General features: G+C 72.6%; 18 protein-coding genes and 1 pseudogene. 6 read left to right on the top strand and 13 right to left on the bottom strand.

The window, feature by feature from the left end:
• The first annotated feature begins 1 nt into the window (after position 1).
• From AC3EUJ_RS13700 to AC3EUJ_RS13680, 5 genes are read left to right on the top strand one after another with little or no spacing between them, the layout of a single operon-like run.
• Positions 2 to 223 (top strand): hypothetical protein, encoded by a 222-nt coding sequence (locus tag AC3EUJ_RS13700; RefSeq protein ID WP_431961440.1) that lies wholly within the window; start codon positions 2 to 4, stop codon positions 221 to 223.
• Positions 220 to 723, top strand: a complete 504-nt coding sequence (locus AC3EUJ_RS13695; RefSeq protein ID WP_431961439.1) for a V-type ATP synthase subunit E family protein — start codon at positions 220 to 222, stop codon at positions 721 to 723. Before AC3EUJ_RS13700 ends, AC3EUJ_RS13695 begins: the two co-directional genes overlap by 4 nt.
• Positions 711 to 2,456: a V-type ATP synthase subunit A gene (locus AC3EUJ_RS13690; RefSeq protein ID WP_431961438.1), complete on the top strand. Its 1,746-nt coding sequence runs from the start codon at positions 711 to 713 to the stop codon at positions 2,454 to 2,456. The genes AC3EUJ_RS13695 and AC3EUJ_RS13690 overlap by 13 nt, the downstream gene beginning before the upstream one ends.
• Complete coding sequence (locus AC3EUJ_RS13685) at positions 2,453 to 3,844, top strand: V-type ATP synthase subunit B (RefSeq protein ID WP_431961437.1); 1,392 nt, start codon at positions 2,453 to 2,455, stop codon at positions 3,842 to 3,844. The genes AC3EUJ_RS13690 and AC3EUJ_RS13685 overlap by 4 nt, the downstream gene beginning before the upstream one ends.
• Entirely contained in the window at positions 3,841 to 4,488 is a 648-nt protein-coding gene (locus AC3EUJ_RS13680; protein WP_431961436.1) for a V-type ATP synthase subunit D, read from the top strand. Before AC3EUJ_RS13685 ends, AC3EUJ_RS13680 begins: the two co-directional genes overlap by 4 nt.
• Positions 4,489 to 4,517: 29 nt before the next feature.
• Here the strand turns inward: AC3EUJ_RS13680 and AC3EUJ_RS13675 are convergent, their stop codons facing one another.
• The 13 genes and pseudogenes from AC3EUJ_RS13675 to AC3EUJ_RS13615 all read right to left on the bottom strand — a co-directional run bounded on the left by AC3EUJ_RS13675 (position 4,518) and on the right by AC3EUJ_RS13615 (position 16,775).
• Positions 4,518 to 5,396 (bottom strand): universal stress protein, encoded by an 879-nt coding sequence (locus AC3EUJ_RS13675; protein ID WP_431961435.1) that lies wholly within the window; start codon positions 5,394 to 5,396, stop codon positions 4,518 to 4,520.
• 54 nt (positions 5,397 to 5,450) lie between these two features.
• Positions 5,451 to 6,350 (bottom strand): universal stress protein, encoded by a 900-nt coding sequence (locus AC3EUJ_RS13670; protein ID WP_431961434.1) that lies wholly within the window; start codon positions 6,348 to 6,350, stop codon positions 5,451 to 5,453.
• Positions 6,351 to 6,368: 18 nt separating this feature from the next.
• On the bottom strand, positions 6,369 to 6,839 hold the full coding sequence (locus tag AC3EUJ_RS13665; RefSeq protein WP_431961433.1) for an Hsp20/alpha crystallin family protein: 471 nt from the start codon (positions 6,837 to 6,839) through the stop codon (positions 6,369 to 6,371).
• Between the two features lie 130 nt (positions 6,840 to 6,969).
• Positions 6,970 to 8,457 carry a bifunctional aminoglycoside phosphotransferase/ATP-binding protein gene (locus AC3EUJ_RS13660; protein ID WP_431961543.1) on the bottom strand — a complete coding sequence of 496 codons (1,488 nt, stop codon included), beginning with the start codon at positions 8,455 to 8,457 and terminating at the stop codon, positions 6,970 to 6,972.
• A 109-nt stretch (positions 8,458 to 8,566) separates the two neighbouring features.
• Complete coding sequence (locus AC3EUJ_RS13655) at positions 8,567 to 9,445, bottom strand: universal stress protein (protein WP_431961432.1); 879 nt, start codon at positions 9,443 to 9,445, stop codon at positions 8,567 to 8,569.
• Between the two features lie 187 nt (positions 9,446 to 9,632).
• The gene (locus tag AC3EUJ_RS13650) at positions 9,633 to 10,619 is read right to left on the bottom strand and encodes an Acg family FMN-binding oxidoreductase (RefSeq protein ID WP_431961431.1); all 987 of its coding nucleotides are present in this window, start codon (positions 10,617 to 10,619) and stop codon (positions 9,633 to 9,635) included.
• A gap of 62 nt (positions 10,620 to 10,681) precedes the next feature.
• Positions 10,682 to 10,927, bottom strand: a complete 246-nt coding sequence (locus tag AC3EUJ_RS13645) for an acyl carrier protein (protein WP_431961430.1) — start codon at positions 10,925 to 10,927, stop codon at positions 10,682 to 10,684.
• Entirely contained in the window at positions 10,924 to 12,267 is a 1,344-nt protein-coding gene (locus tag AC3EUJ_RS13640) for a dihydrolipoamide acetyltransferase family protein (protein WP_431961429.1), read from the bottom strand. The genes AC3EUJ_RS13645 and AC3EUJ_RS13640 overlap by 4 nt, the downstream gene beginning before the upstream one ends.
• Position 12,268: 1 nt before the next feature.
• A complete protein-coding gene (locus tag AC3EUJ_RS13635; RefSeq protein WP_431961428.1) occupies positions 12,269 to 13,261 on the bottom strand; it encodes an alpha-ketoacid dehydrogenase subunit beta in 993 nt (330 codons plus the stop codon).
• Positions 13,258 to 14,292, bottom strand: coding sequence for a pyruvate dehydrogenase (acetyl-transferring) E1 component subunit alpha (gene pdhA, locus AC3EUJ_RS13630; protein ID WP_431961427.1), 1,035 nt, complete (start codon positions 14,290 to 14,292; stop codon positions 13,258 to 13,260). The genes AC3EUJ_RS13635 and pdhA overlap by 4 nt, the downstream gene beginning before the upstream one ends.
• A complete protein-coding gene (gene acsA, locus AC3EUJ_RS13625) occupies positions 14,289 to 16,085 on the bottom strand; it encodes an acetate--CoA ligase (protein WP_431961426.1) in 1,797 nt (598 codons plus the stop codon). The genes pdhA and acsA overlap by 4 nt, the downstream gene beginning before the upstream one ends.
• Positions 16,086 to 16,185: 100 nt before the next feature.
• Positions 16,186 to 16,374, bottom strand: a pseudogene (locus AC3EUJ_RS13620) (DUF1918 domain-containing protein); the annotation flags it as partial.
• A gap of 44 nt (positions 16,375 to 16,418) precedes the next feature.
• Entirely contained in the window at positions 16,419 to 16,775 is a 357-nt protein-coding gene (locus AC3EUJ_RS13615) for a DUF5335 family protein (RefSeq protein WP_431961425.1), read from the bottom strand.
• A gap of 348 nt (positions 16,776 to 17,123) precedes the next feature.
• Here AC3EUJ_RS13615 and AC3EUJ_RS13610 point away from each other — a divergent pair, with 348 nt between their 5' ends.
• On the top strand, positions 17,124 to 18,458 hold the full coding sequence (locus AC3EUJ_RS13610) for a nicotinate phosphoribosyltransferase (protein ID WP_431961424.1): 1,335 nt from the start codon (positions 17,124 to 17,126) through the stop codon (positions 18,456 to 18,458).
• Positions 18,459 to 18,489: the final 31 nt, after the last annotated feature.

The following is an 18,489-nucleotide window of genomic DNA, read 5'->3' as shown; positions in this document are numbered from 1 at the left end:
GATGGGACGCGTCGCCGCCGTCGGAGAACAGCCCCGAGTCGCAGGTCTGGCCCTGGCCGGGGTCGACGTCATCGTCGCCGAGGGCGCGCAGGCCGTCCACGAAGCCTGGCAGGCCCTGCCGGCGGACGTCGATCTCGTGATCCTCAGCCCGGCGGCGGCTGCGGTCCTGGGATCCGAGCGGCTGTCGCGCGGCCACCCCTTGACGGCGGTGATGCCGCCATGACGGACTCGTTGCAGCCCGTACGGGACAGCTTGCTGCGTCGTGCACAGGCGGAAGCCGACGAGCTCCTCGCGAGGGCCGACAGCGACGCCGAGGCGACCTTGGCCGAGGCCGATGACCTCGCCCGGGCGATCATGGCCAAGGGCCGCCGCGATGCCGAGGCCGAGGCTGCGAGAGCCCGTGCCGCCGCGATCACGGCGGCACACCGGCAGCAACGCGCCAATCGGCTCGACGTACAGGCCAGGGCCTACCGCGAACTGCGCCGCCAGGTCGCCGAGCGGGTCCTGACGCTCCGCGAGGGACCGGACTATCCCCGCCTCCTCGACGCACTCACCCGGCGGGCCCGGGCCCTGCTCGGACCCGACGCCGATGTCCGGGAGCATCCCACAGGAGGCGTGGTGGCCCGGGTGCCGGGACGCCGCGCCGACCTCACCCTGCAGTCGGCAGCGCTGCGGGTGGTGGACGGCGCGGGCTGCCTGCTGGAGAGCCTGTGGACGCCCTGAGCCCCGGCGGCCCGTCCGGTCGCGTGCTGCGCGTCACCGGACCGCTCGTCGAGATCGAGTACAGCGGCGGCATCGCGATGCACGACCTGGTTCTCCTCGGCGGCGCAGGGTTGCACGGTGAGGTCGTGGGCATCGAGGCGGGGGTGGTCACCGTCCAGGCCTACGAGTACACCGGCGGTCTCGCCCCGGGGCACCCCGCCCGCGGGGCGGGACACCCGCTCTGCGCACGCCTGGGGCCGGGGCTGCTCGGCGGGATCTTCGACGGTCTGCTGCGCCCGCTGACCGGGATCGGCGACCGTATCCGGCCGGGTGCGGCCGTGGAGGCCACGGGCCGGGAGGGCGACGGGCGCTTCGTCCCCGGTGCCCGCCCGGGACAGCGGGTCCGTGAGGGCGAGGCCATCGGGGAGGTGCGGACGGCGGGGCCGGTGGCCTTGCGCGTCCTGGTGCCTCCCGGCGTCACCGGCGACGTGGAGTGGATCGCGCCCGCCGGGGACCGTGAGGGCGATGCGGCGGTAGCCGTCGTGGCGGGAACCAGGATCGCGATGACCAGTTCGTGGCCCGTGAGGCGTCCGCGTCCGGTACGCGCGCGACGGATCCCGTGGCAACCCCTCACCACCGGCCAGCGCGTCATCGACCTGCTGTTCCCCATCGCCCGAGGCAGTACCTCGGCCGTACCCGGTGGGTTCGGAACCGGCAAGACCATGTTGCTGCAACAGGTCGCCAAATGGTCTGACGCCGACGTGATCGTCTACATCGGCTGTGGCGAGCGCGGCAACGAGATGGCCGACGTCATCGAGGAGCTGGCCGAACTGGAGGATCCCCGTACCGGCGGGAAGCTGGCGGATCGCACGGTCACCGTCGCCAACACCTCCGACATGCCGATGATGGCCCGCGAGGCCGGTGTCCACACCGGCATGACGGTGGCCGAGTACTTCCGGGACATGGACCTGGACGTGGTGGTCATCGCCGACTCCACCTCGCGGTGGGCCGAGGCGCTACGGGAGTTCGCCTCACGCTCGGGAGAACTCCCCGCCGAGGAGGGCTATCCGGCGCGTCTGGCCTCCAGCATCGCCGCCTTCTACGAACGCGGAGGCGCGGTGACCACGCTCGGTGGCGGGCAGGGCTCCGTGACCGTCATTGGCGCGGTCTCGCCGCCCGGGGGCGACACGGCCGAACCGGTCACCGCGCACACGGAGCGCTTCGTCCGTTGCCTGTGGGCGCTCGACCGCGACCTGGCCTACGCGCGTCACTATCCCGCCGTCTCCTGGGCGGGATCGTTCTCCAGGGACGCGTCGGCGCTGACCGTAGGGCCGGCGGCGGGGGACGCGGCCGGCCATCGCCGGCGTGTCGGCGCCTTGCTCGCGGAGGCCGACCGCCTCGCGTCCCTGGTCGACCTCGTGGGCATCACCGCGCTCCCGGCACAGGAGCGGATGAGCGTGCTCGCGGGCCGCCTCGTGCGCGAAGGACTGCTCCAGCAGAACGCGTTGTCGGCACGGGACGCCTACAGCGGCCCGGAGAAGACGGCCGCGCTGGCCGGTGCCGTGCTGGCCGTCACCGACCGGTGCCGCGAGATCGTCGCCGCCGGAGGAAGCCCCGAGGCCGTCGAGCAGACGGACTTCGGGCCGCTGCTGCGTGCCCGTGAGACAGCCGGACCCCATGACGCCGCAGAAGTGGAGCGCCGGCGCGACGCGACGCTGCGGGCACTCGACGCGCTGCGAGAAGCCGTGCCATGACGGCACGGGGCGAGGTGGAGTACACGGACGTCCGCGACGTGCGCGGACCGCTCCTGGTCGTCGAGGGAACCGAGGGCGTCGGATGGGACGAGTTCGCGGTCATCACCCTCGGCACGGGGGAGCGGCGGCACGGACTCGTCCTGGAGGCGGACCGGGACCTCGCGGTGGTCCAGGTCCTGGAGGACACGGCCGGAATGGACCCGCGGCGGCTGCGCGTGGCCTTCACCGGCCGCCCTCTGCACATCCCGGTGGGGCCCGGGTGGCTCGGCCGGGTGTGCAATGGCCGCGGCGAGCCTGCCGACGGCGGTCCGCCGGTCACCGCGGCGGAGCAGGCGGCCGTGGCCGGCGACCCGATCAATCCGGCGCGCCGCCGGCCACCCGCGGAACCGGTGCTCACGGGTGTGGCGGTCGTGGACGGGCTCACCACTTTGGTCCGTGGCCAGAAACTGCCCGTGTTCTCCGTCGCGGGGCTGCGGCATCTGGAACTCGCGGTGCAGATGGCCGCCCAGGCCACCGTTGGTGGCGAGCCGTTCAGCGTGGTCTTCGCCGGCATGGGCCTGACCCACGCCGACGCCTGGTTCGTCAGGGAGGCGCTGGAGGAACGGTCGGCCGGCGGTGAACTCGTGCTGCTGGTGAACACCGCCGACGAGCCGGTGATCGAACGCCTCCTGACCCCGCGTGTCGCCCTGACCGTCGCCGAGCACCTGGCGTTCGCCATGGGCCGGCACGTCCTCGTCGTCATGACGGACATGACCAGTTACGCCGAGGCGCTGCGCGAAGTGTCCGCGGCCCGCGGAGAGGTACCCGGCCGCCGCGCCTACCCCGGATACCTCTACAGCGACCTCGCGTCGCTGTACGAGCGCTGCGGACGGCTGAAAGACCGCCCCGGCTCCGTGACCGTACTGCCCATGCTGACCATGCCCGCGGGGGACATCACCCATCCGGTTCCCGATCTGACGGGATACATCACCGAGGGGCAGATCGTGCTCTCCCGCGATGCCGCGGCACAAGGTGTCTATCCGCCCGTGGACGCGCTGGCATCCCTGTCCCGCCTGATGCGCAAGGGTGCCGGTCCCGGCCGCACCCGGCCGGATCACCTGCAGGTGGCCGCCCAGCTCCTGGCCGCCCTGGCCCGCGCCCGCCAGGTTCGGGAACTGGCGGAACTGGTGGGACTCGGCGCGCTCAGCCCGGCGGACCACCGCTACGTGGACTTCGAGGAAGCCTTCCTGCGCCGATTCGTCGACCAGCGCCCCGACGAGGCGGTGACGCTCGACGAAACTCTCGAACGCGCCTGGGACGTGCTGCTCGCCCTCGGGCCCGAGCAGTTGACGGTGCTCCCACCAAAGCTGCGCCAGGCTCACGGCTGGCACACGGAGCGCCCCAGGTGAACGGCGGCCACTGCGCACCGGGACGAGCGGCACGCCTGCGGCTGCGGCGCAGCCTGCACGTCGCCTCCCACGGTGCGCATCTCCTCGACCGCAAGCTCCATCTCCTGCAGAGGGAGCACAGCGCCCTGACCCGTGTGCAGCGGGACTGCGCGGCAGGCTGGCGGGCCCGCGTCGCCGACGCCGAGACCTGGCTGCTGCGCGGGGTGCTGCTCGGCGGCGAACATGCCCTGACCGCGGCCGCCGCGGGTGCGGGCGGCCCCGCCGTCGTCGCGGTGCAGTGGACCACGTCCCTCGGGGTACGCCGGCCTGCCTCCGCCGCGGTCCAGGTCCCGCCGCGCGCGCCGGACACGGCGGCTCCCGGCAATACGGCCCTGGTGCGCGCCGAGGCCGTCTACCGGGAGGTGGTGAGATCAGCGGCCTCGTATGCGGCGGCCCAGGCGGCGGTGCGCATCGTGGAAGCCGAGATGAGTCGCACACAGCGTCGAGTGCGTGTGCTGCGTCGTCACTGGATTCCGCGGCTCCAGCGCGAACTGGACCGAGTCGAGCGCGTCCTGGAACAGGCCGAGCACGAGGACGCGGTGCGGCTGCGCCGGGCACACGCATGGCGGGGGCACGGCGGCGGGGGTACCGCGGGCCGGGGGTGAGGGCGGCGGCCCATGGCTCGTACGGTGTGTCACCCGCGCGGCACCAGCGCCACGGGACACGCCGCGTGTTCCAGTACCGCCTGGGCGACCCGCCCCACCGGGGCCGAGAAGGGCCCGGTGGCAGCACGGCTCCCGAGCACCAGCAGATCGACGTGCGTGGACTCCGCAACCAGGGCGCCCGCGGCCGACGGGACCTGGACCACTTCTTGCGCGACCCTCACGTTCGGATACTCCTCACGCACGGCGGCCACGAGGGGTGCGGCGTGGTCGGCCTGCCGCTCGGCCACGGCCCGGACGGACGCCGCCATGGGTGCCATGCTCTCCAGATGGTGCGTCAGCGTCCATGCGCCGAGCACCCTCAAGGCGGCATCGCGCCGCTGGGCGTACAGCGCGGCGAAACGCACCGGGAGGATGTCGCGGGCATCCCGGGCACCGGCCAGGACCGTCCGTGCCGGTGTCCTCGGTTCCCCGCGCACCACCACGACCGGTCCGGTGGCCCACCTGGTCACCTGGCGTCCGACCGAGCCGAGCAGCAGCGACGAGAAGCCGCCGAGCCCGCGGGACCCCACGACGACGGTTCCCCTCGCCCCGGCGGCTTCGACCAGGCTCTCCGCCGGATCGCCGCGGCTTATGGACGTCGTCACCTTCAGCCCCGGAACGCGGTCGGTCGCCTTCCTGGCGGCCGTGTCCGCCCTGTCCGCCGCCGTCTCCAGGATGGGACGTATGACGTCCTCCGTGAGTTCGTCGGGGAGCAGATCGACGTGCGTGGCGCAAAGGATCTGCAAGGGCCGGCCACGCGCGGCGGCCTCCTCGGCCGCCCACAGCACCGCGCGGGTGGCGACGGCGGAGCCGTCGGTGCCGACGACGACCGGGCCATCGGGAACGGGCGGCCGGGAACGCTCGTCCATGAGGGATCTCCTGTACGTACAGGGGGCCGGCAGCCCGGGCGGCCGACAGGGCCGCTAGGCGGCCGCCGTGCCCGACGGCGGGACGGTGATGACGGGACAACGCGCGTGATGGAGGACGCCCTGGCTCACCGACCCCAGAAGCAAGCCGCTGAAGCCGCCTTGCCCCCGCGTTCCCACGACGAGCGCACACGCCCGGTCGGACGCCTGGGCCAACGCCCCCACCGGGTGACCCCGTACGACCTCCTGAGTGAGGTCCACCTCGGGGTACGCGGCGCGGTGCCCCGCCACCGACTCCGACAGCAGACGGCGGCATTCCCGCTCGGCGGCCTCCTCGTCCAGGACGCCCGGCAACGGCGGGTGCCACACGTACAGGGCGCGCAGGGCCGCCCCGTGCAGCGCGGCCTCCTGGAACGCGAGGTCGACGGCCGCGGCGGAACGCGGGTGTCCGTCGACACCCACCACCAGGTAGGGGGACCGCTCGTCGGGTACCTCCGGTTCCTCCGGTTCCGGCACCACGACGACGGGGCACGGGGCATGAGCGATGACCGGCAGTGCCACGGAGGCCGAAGTGAACAACTCCCGCACGACGCCGAGGCGCCACGACCCGAGGACCACCATGGCGGCCCCCGGTGCCATCTCCCGTACCGCCCAGGCCGGATGACCTTCCATCAGTTGCGTGGTGACCACCACGCGGGGCTGCCGGGAACCGACGTACGCGACCGCTTGTTCGAGCAGCCGCTCGCCCTCCACGTGCAGGGCAGCGTTCCAGCGCTCCCAGGAAGGAAGGACCTCCCCCGAGGTGTAGCCGCCCGTCGGCACTCCCTGGGCGTGGACCAGAGTGAGCGGGAGATTCCTCAGCGCGGCCTCGTCCGCGGCCCAGGTCAGCGCGTTGCGTTTTGCCGGGTCCGGGTCGACACCGACCACGACGGGCCGGGGTCCCCATGTACCGGACATGATGCGGTCGGCTGCCCGTCAGCTCTCGGTGATCTCGACGTGCCGGGGCTTGGCGCTCTGGGCCTTGGGAACGGTGACGGTCAGGACGCCGTCGGACAACTGGGCCTTGACTTCCTCGGCGTTGACGCCGGTGGGCAGCAGGGCGCGGTACTCGAAGTGTCCCGTCCGCCGGGTGCTGCGGCGCAGGACGCCTTCGCGTTCGCGTTCCTTGTACTCGCCGGTGATGCGCAGGTGCTGGTCGTCCATCTCGACGTCGATGTCCTCGCACTTGATGCCGGGCAGCTCGGCCTCGATCACATAGGCGTCGTCGGTCTCGTGCATGTCCGCCAGGGGCGACCAGGCGCCCGCGGGAGCCGCGGCAGCCGAGGCCAGCAGCTCGTTCATCCGGCTGAAGAGTTCGTCGAACTCGGACGCCATGGGCTCGCCCCAGCCAAGGGCGGGAAACCTTTCCATGAGCCGGCCGGGCCTGTGGTGGGCGGGCAGGGTCATCGCGGTTCACCTCCGTGATCGGACGGCAATGGCCTTGTTTCCATACTGCGCCCGGCTCGTCGGGCGCAGCCAGCCGGGGCGGTCCCCCGGACGAGGCACGGCCGGTCGGCGGGGCCGCCTGGTGTCCCGCTCAGCCAGGTTCCATGTACGGCCGGCGGAAGGGCGGGGCCTGGGCCGTGCCCTTCGGGCGCATGGCGCCCAGTGCCTGCGCCACCGCGGATTCCAGAGATCCGCTGGTGTCGACCGCTACGGCCTCCTCCCACGGCGGTTCCGCTGCTGCCAGCGCCCGGGCGATGGCCGGGTCGGCGTCCGATGCGCCGGGGCCGCGGGCACGCAACCGTGCTGCGGACAACTCGTCGGGAACCGCGCAGTGCAGGGCGATCAGGTCGGCGCCCGCGTGTTCGGCCGTCCGCAGCGCCGCCTCACGCTGTCCTGGATCCGACCAGGTGGCGTCCAGGACCACGGACTCGCCGTGGGACAGAAGGGCGGACGCGCGGTCGAGGAGCCGCTCGTACGTCCTGCCGGTCCACTCCGGGGTGTACAGGCCCTGGAGGTAGTCGGCCGCCGCGGATTGCTCCACCGGGATGCCGGCCAGCTCCTTGCGGAGGCGGTCGCTGCTGAGCAGGGTGAGACCGAGCCGGTCGGCCAGCGCTCCGGCGAGAGTCGACTTGCCGCTGCCGGGCAGGCCGCCGACGACGGTGAGGCCGACAGCGGAGGTGCGCAGGTGGCGCAGTGTCGCCGTGAGCAGCCGCCGGTACGCGGTGGCGCCGTCGGTCGCGCCCTGCGTCGCCTGGACCAGGGAGACCTTGGCGCGGACGAAGGCGCGGTAGGCGACATAGTGGTGCCACAGGGATCGCGGTGCGGGGTCCCCCGAGTACTCGCTGTAGCGGCTGAGGAAGAACGAGGCGGCCTCCGGGGCGCCGAGCTGTTCCAGGTCCATGGCGAGGAACGCGGCGTCGTCCAGACCGTCGACGAAGCGCAAGTGGTCGTCGAACTCGAGGCAGTCCAGGACGCGGGGACCGTCGTCGAGGCAGAAGACGTCGTCGGTGAGCAGGTCGCCGTGGCCGTCGACGATGCGGCCCTGCTCGATGCGGGCGTCGAACAGCGGCTTACGGCCTCCGAGATAGCGCCCGACGAGTCGCTCGGCCTCGTCCAGGTCGTCACTGACGCCGCGGTCGAAGCGGTGGTCGCCGGCCAGGTCCCGGACCTGGGCGAAGCTCGCCGACCAGCGCCCGGCCAGCGCGTCCCGGGTGCCCTGCTCGTCGATCTCGCTGCTGCGGGGCGCGTCGGCGTGCCGTGCGGCGAGCAGCCGTGCGACGGCGCGCAGGACGTCGTCGACGGCGACTCCGTCGCGGACGAGGCGGGACAGGCGGCGGTCCGCCGGCAGGCGCCGCATCACGACCACGGGCTCCGGCGCGTCGGTGTCCGGGCTGCGCAGCTCTCCCACACCCAGGTAGACGTCCGGCGCGAAACGCCGGTTGAGGGTGACCTCGCGCTCGCAGGCGGCGCGGCGGGCCGCCACCGAGGTGTAGTCGAGGAACGTCAGGTCGACGGGCTTCTTGATCTTGTAGGCGTGGTCGCCGAGGAAGATCAGCACTGCGGTGTGGGTCTCGCAGATCTCCGCACGCGCAAGTGACGGTCCGGCCGTTCCGGGGTCCCGTCCGGGCGGCGCGACGGACGCATCGGTCTGCGGCGGTGGCGCCGTCACATCGTTGCCCCGGCCCTCCTCAGTCATGCGGGACGACCGCCACCGGGCAGCGAGCGTGGTGGACGGCGGCCGATGCCACCCCACCCAGGTGCGGCGCGAGGGCGGGCCGGTGCTCGCGCCGGCCGACGACCAGCAGCGCGGCGTCGGTCGCCGCCTTGAGGACGGCACTGGCCGGGCTCTCCAGAAGCACGGTGTCAGCCGCGACCACCTGCGGGAACTTCTCCTGCCACGGACGGAGCACCTTGAGCAGATCCGCGTGCGCGTCCTTGCGCATCCCCTGGGTGAGATCGTGGTCCACCCCCCAGGGGACGCGCGCGTGCAGAGGCAGGCTTCGGCCGTGGACCGCGCGAAGCGGCGCGCCCAGCGCCGCGGCGCTCATGAAGGCGAACTCCAGCAGGTCGTCGCAGGGGCCGTGCAGTTTCAGCGCGACGACCACCACCCCTCCCAGGTCGTGTGCGGGCGGCTCCTGCTCGGTGCCGGGACTTCCCGCGCGCACCAGGACGACAGGGCACGCGGCACGTGAGACGACGGGCATGCCGATGTCGCCGAGGAAGTAGCTGGCGACCGGCTCCAGGCCGCGGGAGCCGAGGACGACCATCTCGGACTCCGACGCCGCCTGGAGCAGGGCGTGCTCGGCGTCGTCGGCGACCAGGTTGCCGACGATCACGAGACCGGGATGACGGTCCTGCAACTCGGCGCGCGCGTTGTGGACCAGCCGTTTCGCCCAGTAGTTCTGGTCGACTTCCGCCGGCAGACGCGTCGGTTCCGGCGCGAGCATGGGCCAGGCGTGCAGCAGCCGCAGGGTGAGCCTGCGCCGTTCGGCTTGCCCGGCCGCCCAGCGAGCGGCGGCGAGGCTCTCGGGCGAGCCGTCGAGACCCACCGTGACGACCGGATCCATCGTGCTGCCTCCCTTCCGTGAGTACCCCGTGTCGCGGCTCGGGCGCGGCGCACGGGACTGACGGCCGTATCTCCTCCTGGCACCCGGGCCGTGCGGTGCCACGTTCGAGGACTACCGCATGGCCTTGTCGAGCGCACCCGGACGGGGCCGCGGAGGTGCCGCCGACGCCCGCGCGGGCGGGGCCGGTTCACCCGATGTCGAGCACGTCGGCCACGGGCCGGCGTGGCGTGGCGGCGCACTCGGGTCCGTATCCCAGGCGCAGCACCATCTGGGGGTGGCCGACCGGTGAACGAGGGTCGCGTACGGCCCAGCGCAGGTCGGACCATTCAAGTGCCTGGGAGGTGAGCGCGGTGGACAGGCCGCTCAGGGTGGCCGTGAGCAGGACGCGTTCCATTGCCTGCCCCGCGCGCAGCCAGTCGGCCGGTCCGTCACCGGTGGTGCAGAGCAGCGCGAGGTGCGGCGTGTCCTCGAAGGCCACCGCCTCGCGCCCGGGGACGGGCCGCCTTCCGGCGAAGTCCCGGACCGGGGTGTGTCCGTGCCGCTCGCCGGGGCCGAACGCGTACTCCGGCACGCCGTCGGTGGCCGTCTGCGCCTCGGTGCCCCTGCGGGTCCAGTGTTCGAGTTCCTTCAGGCGCCCGGGGTCGGTCGCGTCGCGCCCTTCCGCGTCGTGGACCAGCTCCAGCAGCTCCCGTGCGTGCCAGTCACCGGGGAAGACCAGCTGCGCGTCCTCCTGACGGGCCGCTTCCTGCAGCGTCGCGCGGACCGCGGGTGGGACCTCTCTCGCCTCGAACGGGGAGCGGCTGGTGTGCCGGCGATGTACCGCGGGATACAACCGCGCGAGTCCGGGGTCCGGGTGATCCGTGCCGGACAGGCGCACCGCCGCGAGGAGTCCCCGGTCCCGGGGGTCGGGAAGCAGCGTGACGGTCGCTTCCAAGCCCGCATGGGCGGCTGCGGTCCGCAGGTTGCACAGGGCGGCCCCGCACCCCAGGTGGAGCCCGCGGTCGTCGGGGTCCGCGAGGGGCATCCGCCGCGCGGGGTCGGCACGTAGGTGCAGCGCGCCTTCCGCCGGCAGGAAGCGGAACCTCCACGGCTGGGCGTTGTGCATGGACGGTGCAGCGACGGCGGCCTCCACGAGGGCCGACGCGGTGCTCGTGTCGATTGCGTGCCCGGGCACCTGACCATCTCCTTCCGTTGCCTGCCCGGCTTCCACGCCCGCGGGTCGACGCTGCCGGGACGTCACGCCGTGTGCGCGACGAGGAAGTCGGCGCTGTCCGAGAGCGTGGTGAGCGCGGGGTAGTCGTCCTCGTCGATGTCGACGCCGGTCCGCTCCACGAGGGTCTCGACGAACCCGAGGAAGTCCAGGGAGTCGAGTTCCAGGACCTCCCGGAAACTGTCGTCCGGTCCGAGGTCGGTGAAGTCGGCGTCCGGCACGATCCGTGCGATGGATTCCTTGACGGTGTCCATGGCTTCGGTTCGGTTCACAGTTCCTCCGGTCGTTGCAGCAGACGGTCCACCGTCGTCAGGTAGCGGCCGCCGATGGCTCCGTCGGTGGCCCGGTGGTCGGCCGAGAGGGTGGCCGTCACGGTGGGCCGTACGCCGATGAGCCCGTCGACGGCGCAGGGCCGCTCGACGACCGCTCCGAAGCCCACCAGGGCCACCTGCGGCGGATAGATCACTCCGAAGACGGACTCCACCCCTTGATCCCCGAGGTTGGTGACGGTGATGGTCGCCCCGGTGGTTTCCGAGGCGCGCAGTCTTCCGGCGCGCGCCCGGTCCACCAGGTCCTTGAGCGCGGCCATGAGATCGGCCAGGGGCAGGGTGTCCGCGTCGTGCAGCGCCGGGACCAGCAGGCCACCGCCGCGCAGCGATATCGCCACACCGAGGTGGACGCCGGAACCAGGCACGAAGGTGCCCTCCTGCCAGAAGCCGTTGAGTTCCGGGACCCGATGGGCGGCCGTGGCCGCTGCCTTCAGCAGCAGTGCCGCCGGTACCAGCCGCCGGGAGGCAGGTCGGTTCCGGTTCTGCTCCCGCATCCAGCCCAGGGCGCCGGCGAGGTCGATGCTCGTGGACAGGTAGTAGTGCGGGATCTCCCGCTTGGAGCGGGCCATGAGGTCGCCGGTGGTGCGGCGCATGGTGGCTGGACGGTCTGGTCGTCGCTGGGCCCGGTCCGCGTGTGGCTCCGGTCGGGGCGTCGGGGTCCCGGCTGCCTTGCGCACGTCCGAGGCGCGCACCACGCCGTTCCTGCCGGTTCCGGGGACGTCTTCGAGAGGTACCTTCAGTTCCCCGGCGAGGCGGCGGGCAAGCGGGGAGGCGTGTACGCGGGGTGCGGGGTGCGGGGCCGCGTGCTCGACGTCGGCCTTGGTGACGCGGCCACCCGGTCCGCTGCCGTGCAACCGGGCCAGGTCCAGGCCCTTCTCGCGGGCGAGTGCGCGGACCAGAGGCGTGGCCGCGGGTTCGCCGACCCCCTCCGGCCTCTCCGGGGGAGTGCGCGGTGTCCCGTGGGGCCGGCCGGCCGGAGCCGGTTCGGCAGGAGGCGGTTGTGACGGCCGGGCGGATCGCGGTTGCCGTGCCGTCCGCCGTTGCGGCCGGTCGGCGCCGATGACCGCCAGCGCAGTGCCGACGGGAACCGTCGTCCCGGGTTCGACGAGGAGTCGTTCGACGGTCCCGGAGTGGAAACACTCCGCCTCGATGGTGGACTTCGCGGTCTCGATCACCGCCACGACGTCACCCTTGTCGACGTGCTGACCCGGTCGTACGAGCCACTCCTGCACCAGACCCTCGTCCATGTCGGCGCCCAGTGACGGCATCGTGAATTCGGGCATGTCAGCCGACCACCCGGTGCGCCGCGGCGACGATGTCGCCGACCTGGGGAAGCGCCGCCTCTTCCAGCCGCCGCGCGTAGGGCATGGGAACCTCCGCGCTGCACACGCGCTCCACCGGCGCGTCGAGTTCGTAGAAGACCTGCTCGGCGAGGCGCGCGGAGACCTCGGCGGCGAGGCTTCCGCTGCGCCAGCCTTCGTCGACGACCACTGCCCGATGGGTCCTGGTCACGGAACCGGTCAGGGCGGTGTCGTCCAGGGGACGGAGGGTGCGAAGGTCGACGACTTCGGCGCTGATGCCCTCGCCGGCCAGTTCGTCCGCCGCGGCGAGGGCCTTCGGCAGCGACCCGCCGTAGGCGATGACGGAGAGGTCGTCGCCCGCGCGCCGGATGGCGGCGTCGTCCAGCCCTACGGGAGGAGAGTCCGGACGGAGGTCGCCGGAGGCGTTGTACAGGGAGCCGTGCTCGAAGATCAGCACCGGGTCGGGGTCCGCGAGCGCCGGGGCCAGCATGCCGCGCGCGTCCTCCAGCGTGGCCGGGGCGAGCACGCGGATGCCGGGGATGTGGGCGTACCACCCTTCGAGGCTGTGCGAGTGCTGGGCGGCCAGTTGACGCCCGGCGCCGGTGGTCATGCGGATGACCAGCGGCACGGAGAACTGCCCGCCGGACATGTGCAGCATGGTGGCGGCGGTGTTGAGGATCTGGTCCAGGGCGAGCAGGCTGAAGTTGACCGTCATGATCTCCACGATCGGCCGCATGCCGGCCAGGGCGGCGCCGATGCCCGCTCCCACGAAGGCGGACTCCGACAGGGGGGTGTCGCGGATGCGCTCCGGCCCGAACTCCTCCAGCAGACCCAGGCTCACGCCGAAGCAGCCTCCGTACCGGCCCACGTCCTCACCCATCAGGAACACGCGGTCGTCCTCGCGCAGGGCCTCGCGCAGTGCTTCGCGCAGTGCCTCGCGGTACGTGGTCTTCGTACCGTTCCCGGGGTCGCTCACGGCGCGCTCGCCTCCCCCCTCTCCTGGGGCGGGCTCGTCACCTGGCGCAAGAGTGCCTCGACCGGTTCGGCCGGAGCCCGCTCGGCTGCCTCGACGGCCGCGTCGATCTCCTCGCCGATCCGCTGCTCGATACCGGGGAGTTCCCTGTCGACGGGCTCTCCCGCGGCGCGCATCCGCCCGAGGAGGAGGCCGATCGGATCGCGTTCCTTCCACCGCTCGATCTCGGCCTTGTCGCGGTAGCGGTCGGGGTCGTACATGGAATGGGCGCGGAAGCGGTAGGTGCGCAACTCCAGGAAGTGGGGCCCGTTGCCCGCCCGGAGGCCCTCGACCGCCCGGCGGGTCGCGCTCGCGACGGCGTGGACGTCCATGCCGTCCACCGCCCACGCGGCCATGCCGTAGGAGGCCGCGCGCATCGCCAGGTCCGTCTGGGCGTGCTCCCTGGGCAGAGCCGTGCCCATGGCGTACTGGTTGTTCTCGCACACCAGCAGCAAGGGCAGGTCCCACAGCGCCGCGAGGTTGGCGGTCTCGTGGAACTCGCCCTCGGCCATGGCCCCGTCACCGAAGAAGCAGCACGTCACCCGGGGTCGGTCGCACATGCGGTCGGCGAGTGCGAGGCCCGCGGCCAGCGGCAGGCCACCCCCGACGATGGCGTTGCCCCCGTAGAACCGGTGCGCCGCGTCGAACAGGTGCATCGACCCGCCGTGTCCACGACTGCAACCGGTCACCTTGCCGTACATCTCCGCCATGACCGACTCCGCCGGGATCCCGCGCGCCAGGGCGTGCCCGTGCTCGCGGTAGGTGGACACCACGGCGTCCTCGGGCGTCAGGGCGGCGCAGACGCCGACGGCCACGGCTTCCTCGCCGATGTACAGGTGGACGAAGCCCCGGATCTTCGCAGCGCTGTACAGCTCCACACAGCGCTCCTCGAAGCGGCGGATGCGCAGCATCGCGATCAGCGCGTCGCGGTCGGGCGTGCTCCTGGGCGTGGCCTTGCGGGGATGCGTCCGCGGGGGGCGCGCGGCGGCGGTCACGATGATCCCTCCAGTGTCGAGGTGTCCCCCTCGGGCAGTCCCAGTTCGCGGGCCCGCAGAAGGCGGCGCATGACCTTGCCGCTGCGGGTCCTGGGAAGGTCCTGATCGAACGCGATCTCGCGGGGGGCCACGGCCGGGCCCAGCCGGCGCCGGGAGAAGGCCAGCAGTTCCCGCCGCAGGGCCTCGTCCGGTCGGTGGCCGGGCCGCAGGGAGACGAACGCCTTCACGACGGCCCCGGCCACCGTGTCGGGCCGGCCGATGACGCCGGCCTCCGCGACCGCCGGGTGCTCCATGAGCGCGCTTTCCACCTCGAACGGTCCGATGAGATGACCGGCCGATTTGATCATGTCGTCGGCGCGTCCGACGAACCAGTACCAACCGTCGGTGTCCTGCCGAGCCACGTCCCCGGTGAGGTACCAGCCGTCGGCGAAGGCGGCGTCGTAGCGTGCTTTGTCGTGCAGGTAGCCCCGGAACATCGAGGGCCAGCCGGGCCGCAGCGCGAGTTCCCCCTCCGTCCCTGGTTCGCGTACGACGGTGACGCGGCCGTCGGTCACCCGGGCCCGGCCGTCCTCGCCGCGTTCCAGGACCGCCGCCTCGACGCCCGGCAGCGGGCGGCCCATGGAACCGGGGCGGATCTCGGTACCCGCGAAGTTGGCGATCATGATGGCTCCGGTCTCGGTCTGCCACCAGTTGTCGTGGATCGGCAGACCGAGCGCCTCCTGGCCCCAGAGCACTGCCTCCGGATTGAGGGGCTCCCCGACCGAGGCGATGAAGCGCAACGCGGACAGGTCGTACGCACGGGCCATCTCACCGGCGCCGTGCAGCGACGTGCCCCGCATGAGCATCCGCACGGCGGTGGGGGCGGTGTACCAGACCGTCACCTTCTCCTCGGCGAGGATCCGGAACCAGCGCCGCGCGTCGTAGTCACCCTCGTCGACCACCACGGGCACCCCGTGGACGAGGGGGGCGATGACGCCGTACGACATGCCGGTGACCCAGCCGGGGTCGGCGGTGCACCAGTACACGTCCTCGGGGTGGAGGTCCAGGGCGTAGCGCGCGGAGGCATGGTGGGCGACGACGGCCTCGTGCACATGCACCGCACCCTTGGGCGTGCCCGTGGTGCCGCTCGTGAAGTGGAGCAGGGCCATGTCCTGCGGATCCGTGGGAGGAATGGTGAAGTCGTCGGCGGCGGCGGCCATGAGGTCGTCGAACGAGCCGGTGCCGGGCAGCGGCTGCGCCGGGCGTGGCCCGGTCAGCAGCACGTGTTCCAGACCGGGCAGTTCGTCGCGCCGGCCGGCGACCTTGCGGCGGTAGAGCGCTTCCGTGGTGACCAGGACGCGCGCGTCGCCGAGCCGCAGCCGCTGAGCCACCGGATCCGGGCCGAAGGCGGGGAAGAGCGGACACAGCACGCTGGTGTTCTTCAGCGTGCCCAGCACGGCGACGTAGAGCTCGGGACAGCGGCCGAGCAAGGTGAAGACGCGGTCACCGCGTCCTGTGCCGAGAGCCCGCAGGACGTGGGCGAACCGCGAGGAGGCGCGGGCGAGTTCAGCGTAGGAAACGGACGTCGTGGTGCCGTCGCGGGCCACGCAGCGCAGCGCGGTCCGGCTACCGGAGCTTCCTCCCGCGTGCCGGTCCACGGCCTCGTGGGCGATGTTCAGGCCGCGGCCGTCCGGCAGGCCTGCCAGGGCAGCACGCGCCCACCGCCACGAGAAATCCCGGCAGGCCTGCTCGTAGTCGGTCAGATTGGGCGTCACGCGCGGATGCGGGTCCTTACGGATCGTCTCCCATGCCACAGGACACTCCCTCCATGGCCTGGCCGCGAGGACGGGGACGTCGCGGTCCGGCCGTCATGGGCCGCTCGGCCGTGCGCCCTCACCTCGTGTCCGGGGAACGCCGTTCGAGATGGTGGACGTGGGCGTCGGGTCCCGGGAAGATGAGAGACGTCCGGTCCGTGTCCGACCAGCGGACGTCATACGGCGGCGTTCCGTCATCGTGGTGCAGTCCGACGATCTCTCCCTCGCGGCGGGTGGCCCCCGTGCTCGGGCTCTCCACGATGAGCTGGTCGCCGAGGTGGGCGTGCATCGTCATCTCCCGTCCTGCGTCGAATGTGACGTCCGCCCCGGCCGTCAGGCTCCGCGTGGCCGAGCCGGGTAGAAGGTGACCAACGTGGGAGTGCCGTCCTCCGCGACGATCCGTACAGCCGTCTCGGGCACGTCCATGGTGGCGATGTCGATCTCCTGGGGATGCGCGATCATGTGACGCAGGACGACCGGGTACCTCGGAGGCCGGCCGCCGACCGCGGCGATCACAGCGTCGTCCCTGGGGTCGTAGTCGAGGTAGGAGAAGGGCAGCCGCTCGGCTTCGTGCTGGGGCCCGAGCAACGGGTCCAGCACCTCGATGGTCACGAGTTCCCCCTCATGACGAGCGGTGACTCCCTCGAGCACCATCTTCCAGTCGCTGCGGTGCAGTGTTTCGCTGTCCATGATCGCCATCCTGAGTGCCGGCCCCCCGCCGTCGGCGACGGGAGCGCCACCGGGTCCGTCATTCGCCGTAGCCCGCCCAAGGCGGGCCGTGTCACGACGGTCACACGCCTCCCTACCACCATGGTGCTACGCGGAGGGCCGACGCACCCTCCGAGGAGGCGGCGGGAACCATCAGCGGGGGATGGGCCGATCGGCCCGGGAACCTGCCCACTCGGCACTGCCGCCGTCCGGCGGTCCGCGTTGGACTGGGAGACGCGCCCAGGTCCCCGCCCCGGCGGCCCGTTCGTCCCGCACACGGCACGGGGCCCGCGAGGCCGGGCGTCCCGGCCCTCCGAGGAGGCGGCACCGATGTCCCGAGCGCTCACCACGGACCTCTACGAGGTGACGATGGCCCTGTCCTACGTCCACGAGGGGATGACGGCGCCCGCGACCTTCAGCCTGTTCGTCCGGGACCTCCCGCCCGAGCGGGGCTTCCTGGTCACCGCCGGCCTGGACTCGGTGCTCGACTACCTGTCCGGGTTCCGGGTGCGGCCTGAGGACGTCGCGGCCTTCGCCGACCTGCTGCACCGGCCGCGCGGCGACCTCACCCCCCTGCAGGGGACCGGCTTCGACGGCGAGGTCCGCGCCGTACCGGAAGGCAGGATCGTCCTGGGCGGGGAACCCCTGCTGGAGGTGACCGCACCCCTGCCCCAGGCCCAGCTCGTCGAGAGCTACGTCCTCAACCAGATCAGCCACCAGACCGCGATCGCCTCGAAAGCGGCCCGGTGCGTACTCGCAGCCGACGGACGTCCGGTCGTGGACTTCTCCCTGCGCCGCACCCAGGGCATCGAGGCGGCGATGAAAGCGGCCCGGCTGGGCGCGATGGTCGGTTTCACCGCGACGAGCAACGTGGCCGCCGCCCACGCGTACGGGCTGACCGCCACCGGCACGATGGCCCACTCGTACGTCGAGGCCTTCCGCGACGAGGAATCGGCCTTCCGCGCGTTCGCCGTGACCCACCCCGGCCCCGTGACCTTCCTCGTCGACACCTACGACACCGTGGCGGGAACGGCCACCGCCGCACGTGTCCTCAAGGAACTGGGCCCGCCCCCGGGATGCGCGATACGACTGGACAGCGGCGACCTCGCAGCCCTGGCCGTGATCACCCGTCGTGTCCTCGACGACGCCGGACTCCCCGACGTGCGCATCGTCGCCAGCGGGGGCCTGGACGAGTACCGCATCGAGGAACTGGTCCGCGCCGGCGCACCGATCGACACCTACGCCGTCGGTACGCGTGTGGGAGTGTCGGCCGACGCTCCGTACCTGGACTCGGCCTACAAACTGGTCAGCTACGACGGCCGGCCCGTGATGAAGCTCTCCACCGCGAAGGTGACCGCTCCGGGGCCCAAGCAGGTCATCCGGCATCCGGGCTGCGCCGACGTCATCGCGCTGAAGGACGAGGACGTCCCGCCGGGCGCCGAGCCGCTGCTGGTCACTGTCATGTCGCACGGCCGGCGGACCTCGAAACCGGAGCCTCTGGCCTGGGCGCACGCGCGGTTCGAGGCCGATCTCGCGGCACTGCCGCACCATGCCCGAAGGATCCACGGCCCCATCCCGCCGCAGGTCACCCGCTCGGCGGCCCTGGAAGAGCTCACGCGACGTGTTCGCCGCCGGATCGAGGACGACGTGCTGGCCGCCATGTAGCGGCGGGACGACGCGAGGTGCCGGGGCGTGG

It is taken from the genome of Actinacidiphila sp. bgisy160 (genome assembly GCF_057707815.1).
This window is presented reverse-complemented; position numbering and strand designations above follow the sequence as displayed.

Bases quoted from the DNA above. Each gene is read 5' to 3' on its own strand.
- AC3EUJ_RS13700 (WP_431961440.1), top strand. From the start codon at position 2: ATGGGACGCGTCGCCGCCGTCGGAGAACAGCCCCGAGTCGCAGGTCTG.
- AC3EUJ_RS13695 (WP_431961439.1), top strand. From the start codon at position 220: ATGACGGACTCGTTGCAGCCCGTACGGGACAGCTTGCTGCGTCGTGCA.
- AC3EUJ_RS13685 (WP_431961437.1), top strand. From the start codon at position 2,453: ATGACGGCACGGGGCGAGGTGGAGTACACGGACGTCCGCGACGTGCGC.
- AC3EUJ_RS13675 (WP_431961435.1), bottom strand. From the start codon at position 5,396: ATGGACGAGCGTTCCCGGCCGCCCGTTCCCGATGGCCCGGTCGTCGTC.
- AC3EUJ_RS13670 (WP_431961434.1), bottom strand. From the start codon at position 6,350: ATGTCCGGTACATGGGGACCCCGGCCCGTCGTGGTCGGTGTCGACCCG.
- AC3EUJ_RS13665 (WP_431961433.1), bottom strand. From the start codon at position 6,839: ATGACCCTGCCCGCCCACCACAGGCCCGGCCGGCTCATGGAAAGGTTT.
- AC3EUJ_RS13655 (WP_431961432.1), bottom strand. From the start codon at position 9,445: ATGGATCCGGTCGTCACGGTGGGTCTCGACGGCTCGCCCGAGAGCCTC.
- AC3EUJ_RS13640 (WP_431961429.1), bottom strand. From the start codon at position 12,267: ATGCCCGAATTCACGATGCCGTCACTGGGCGCCGACATGGACGAGGGT.
- AC3EUJ_RS13615 (WP_431961425.1), bottom strand. From the start codon at position 16,775: ATGGACAGCGAAACACTGCACCGCAGCGACTGGAAGATGGTGCTCGAG.
- AC3EUJ_RS13610 (WP_431961424.1), top strand. From the start codon at position 17,124: ATGTCCCGAGCGCTCACCACGGACCTCTACGAGGTGACGATGGCCCTG.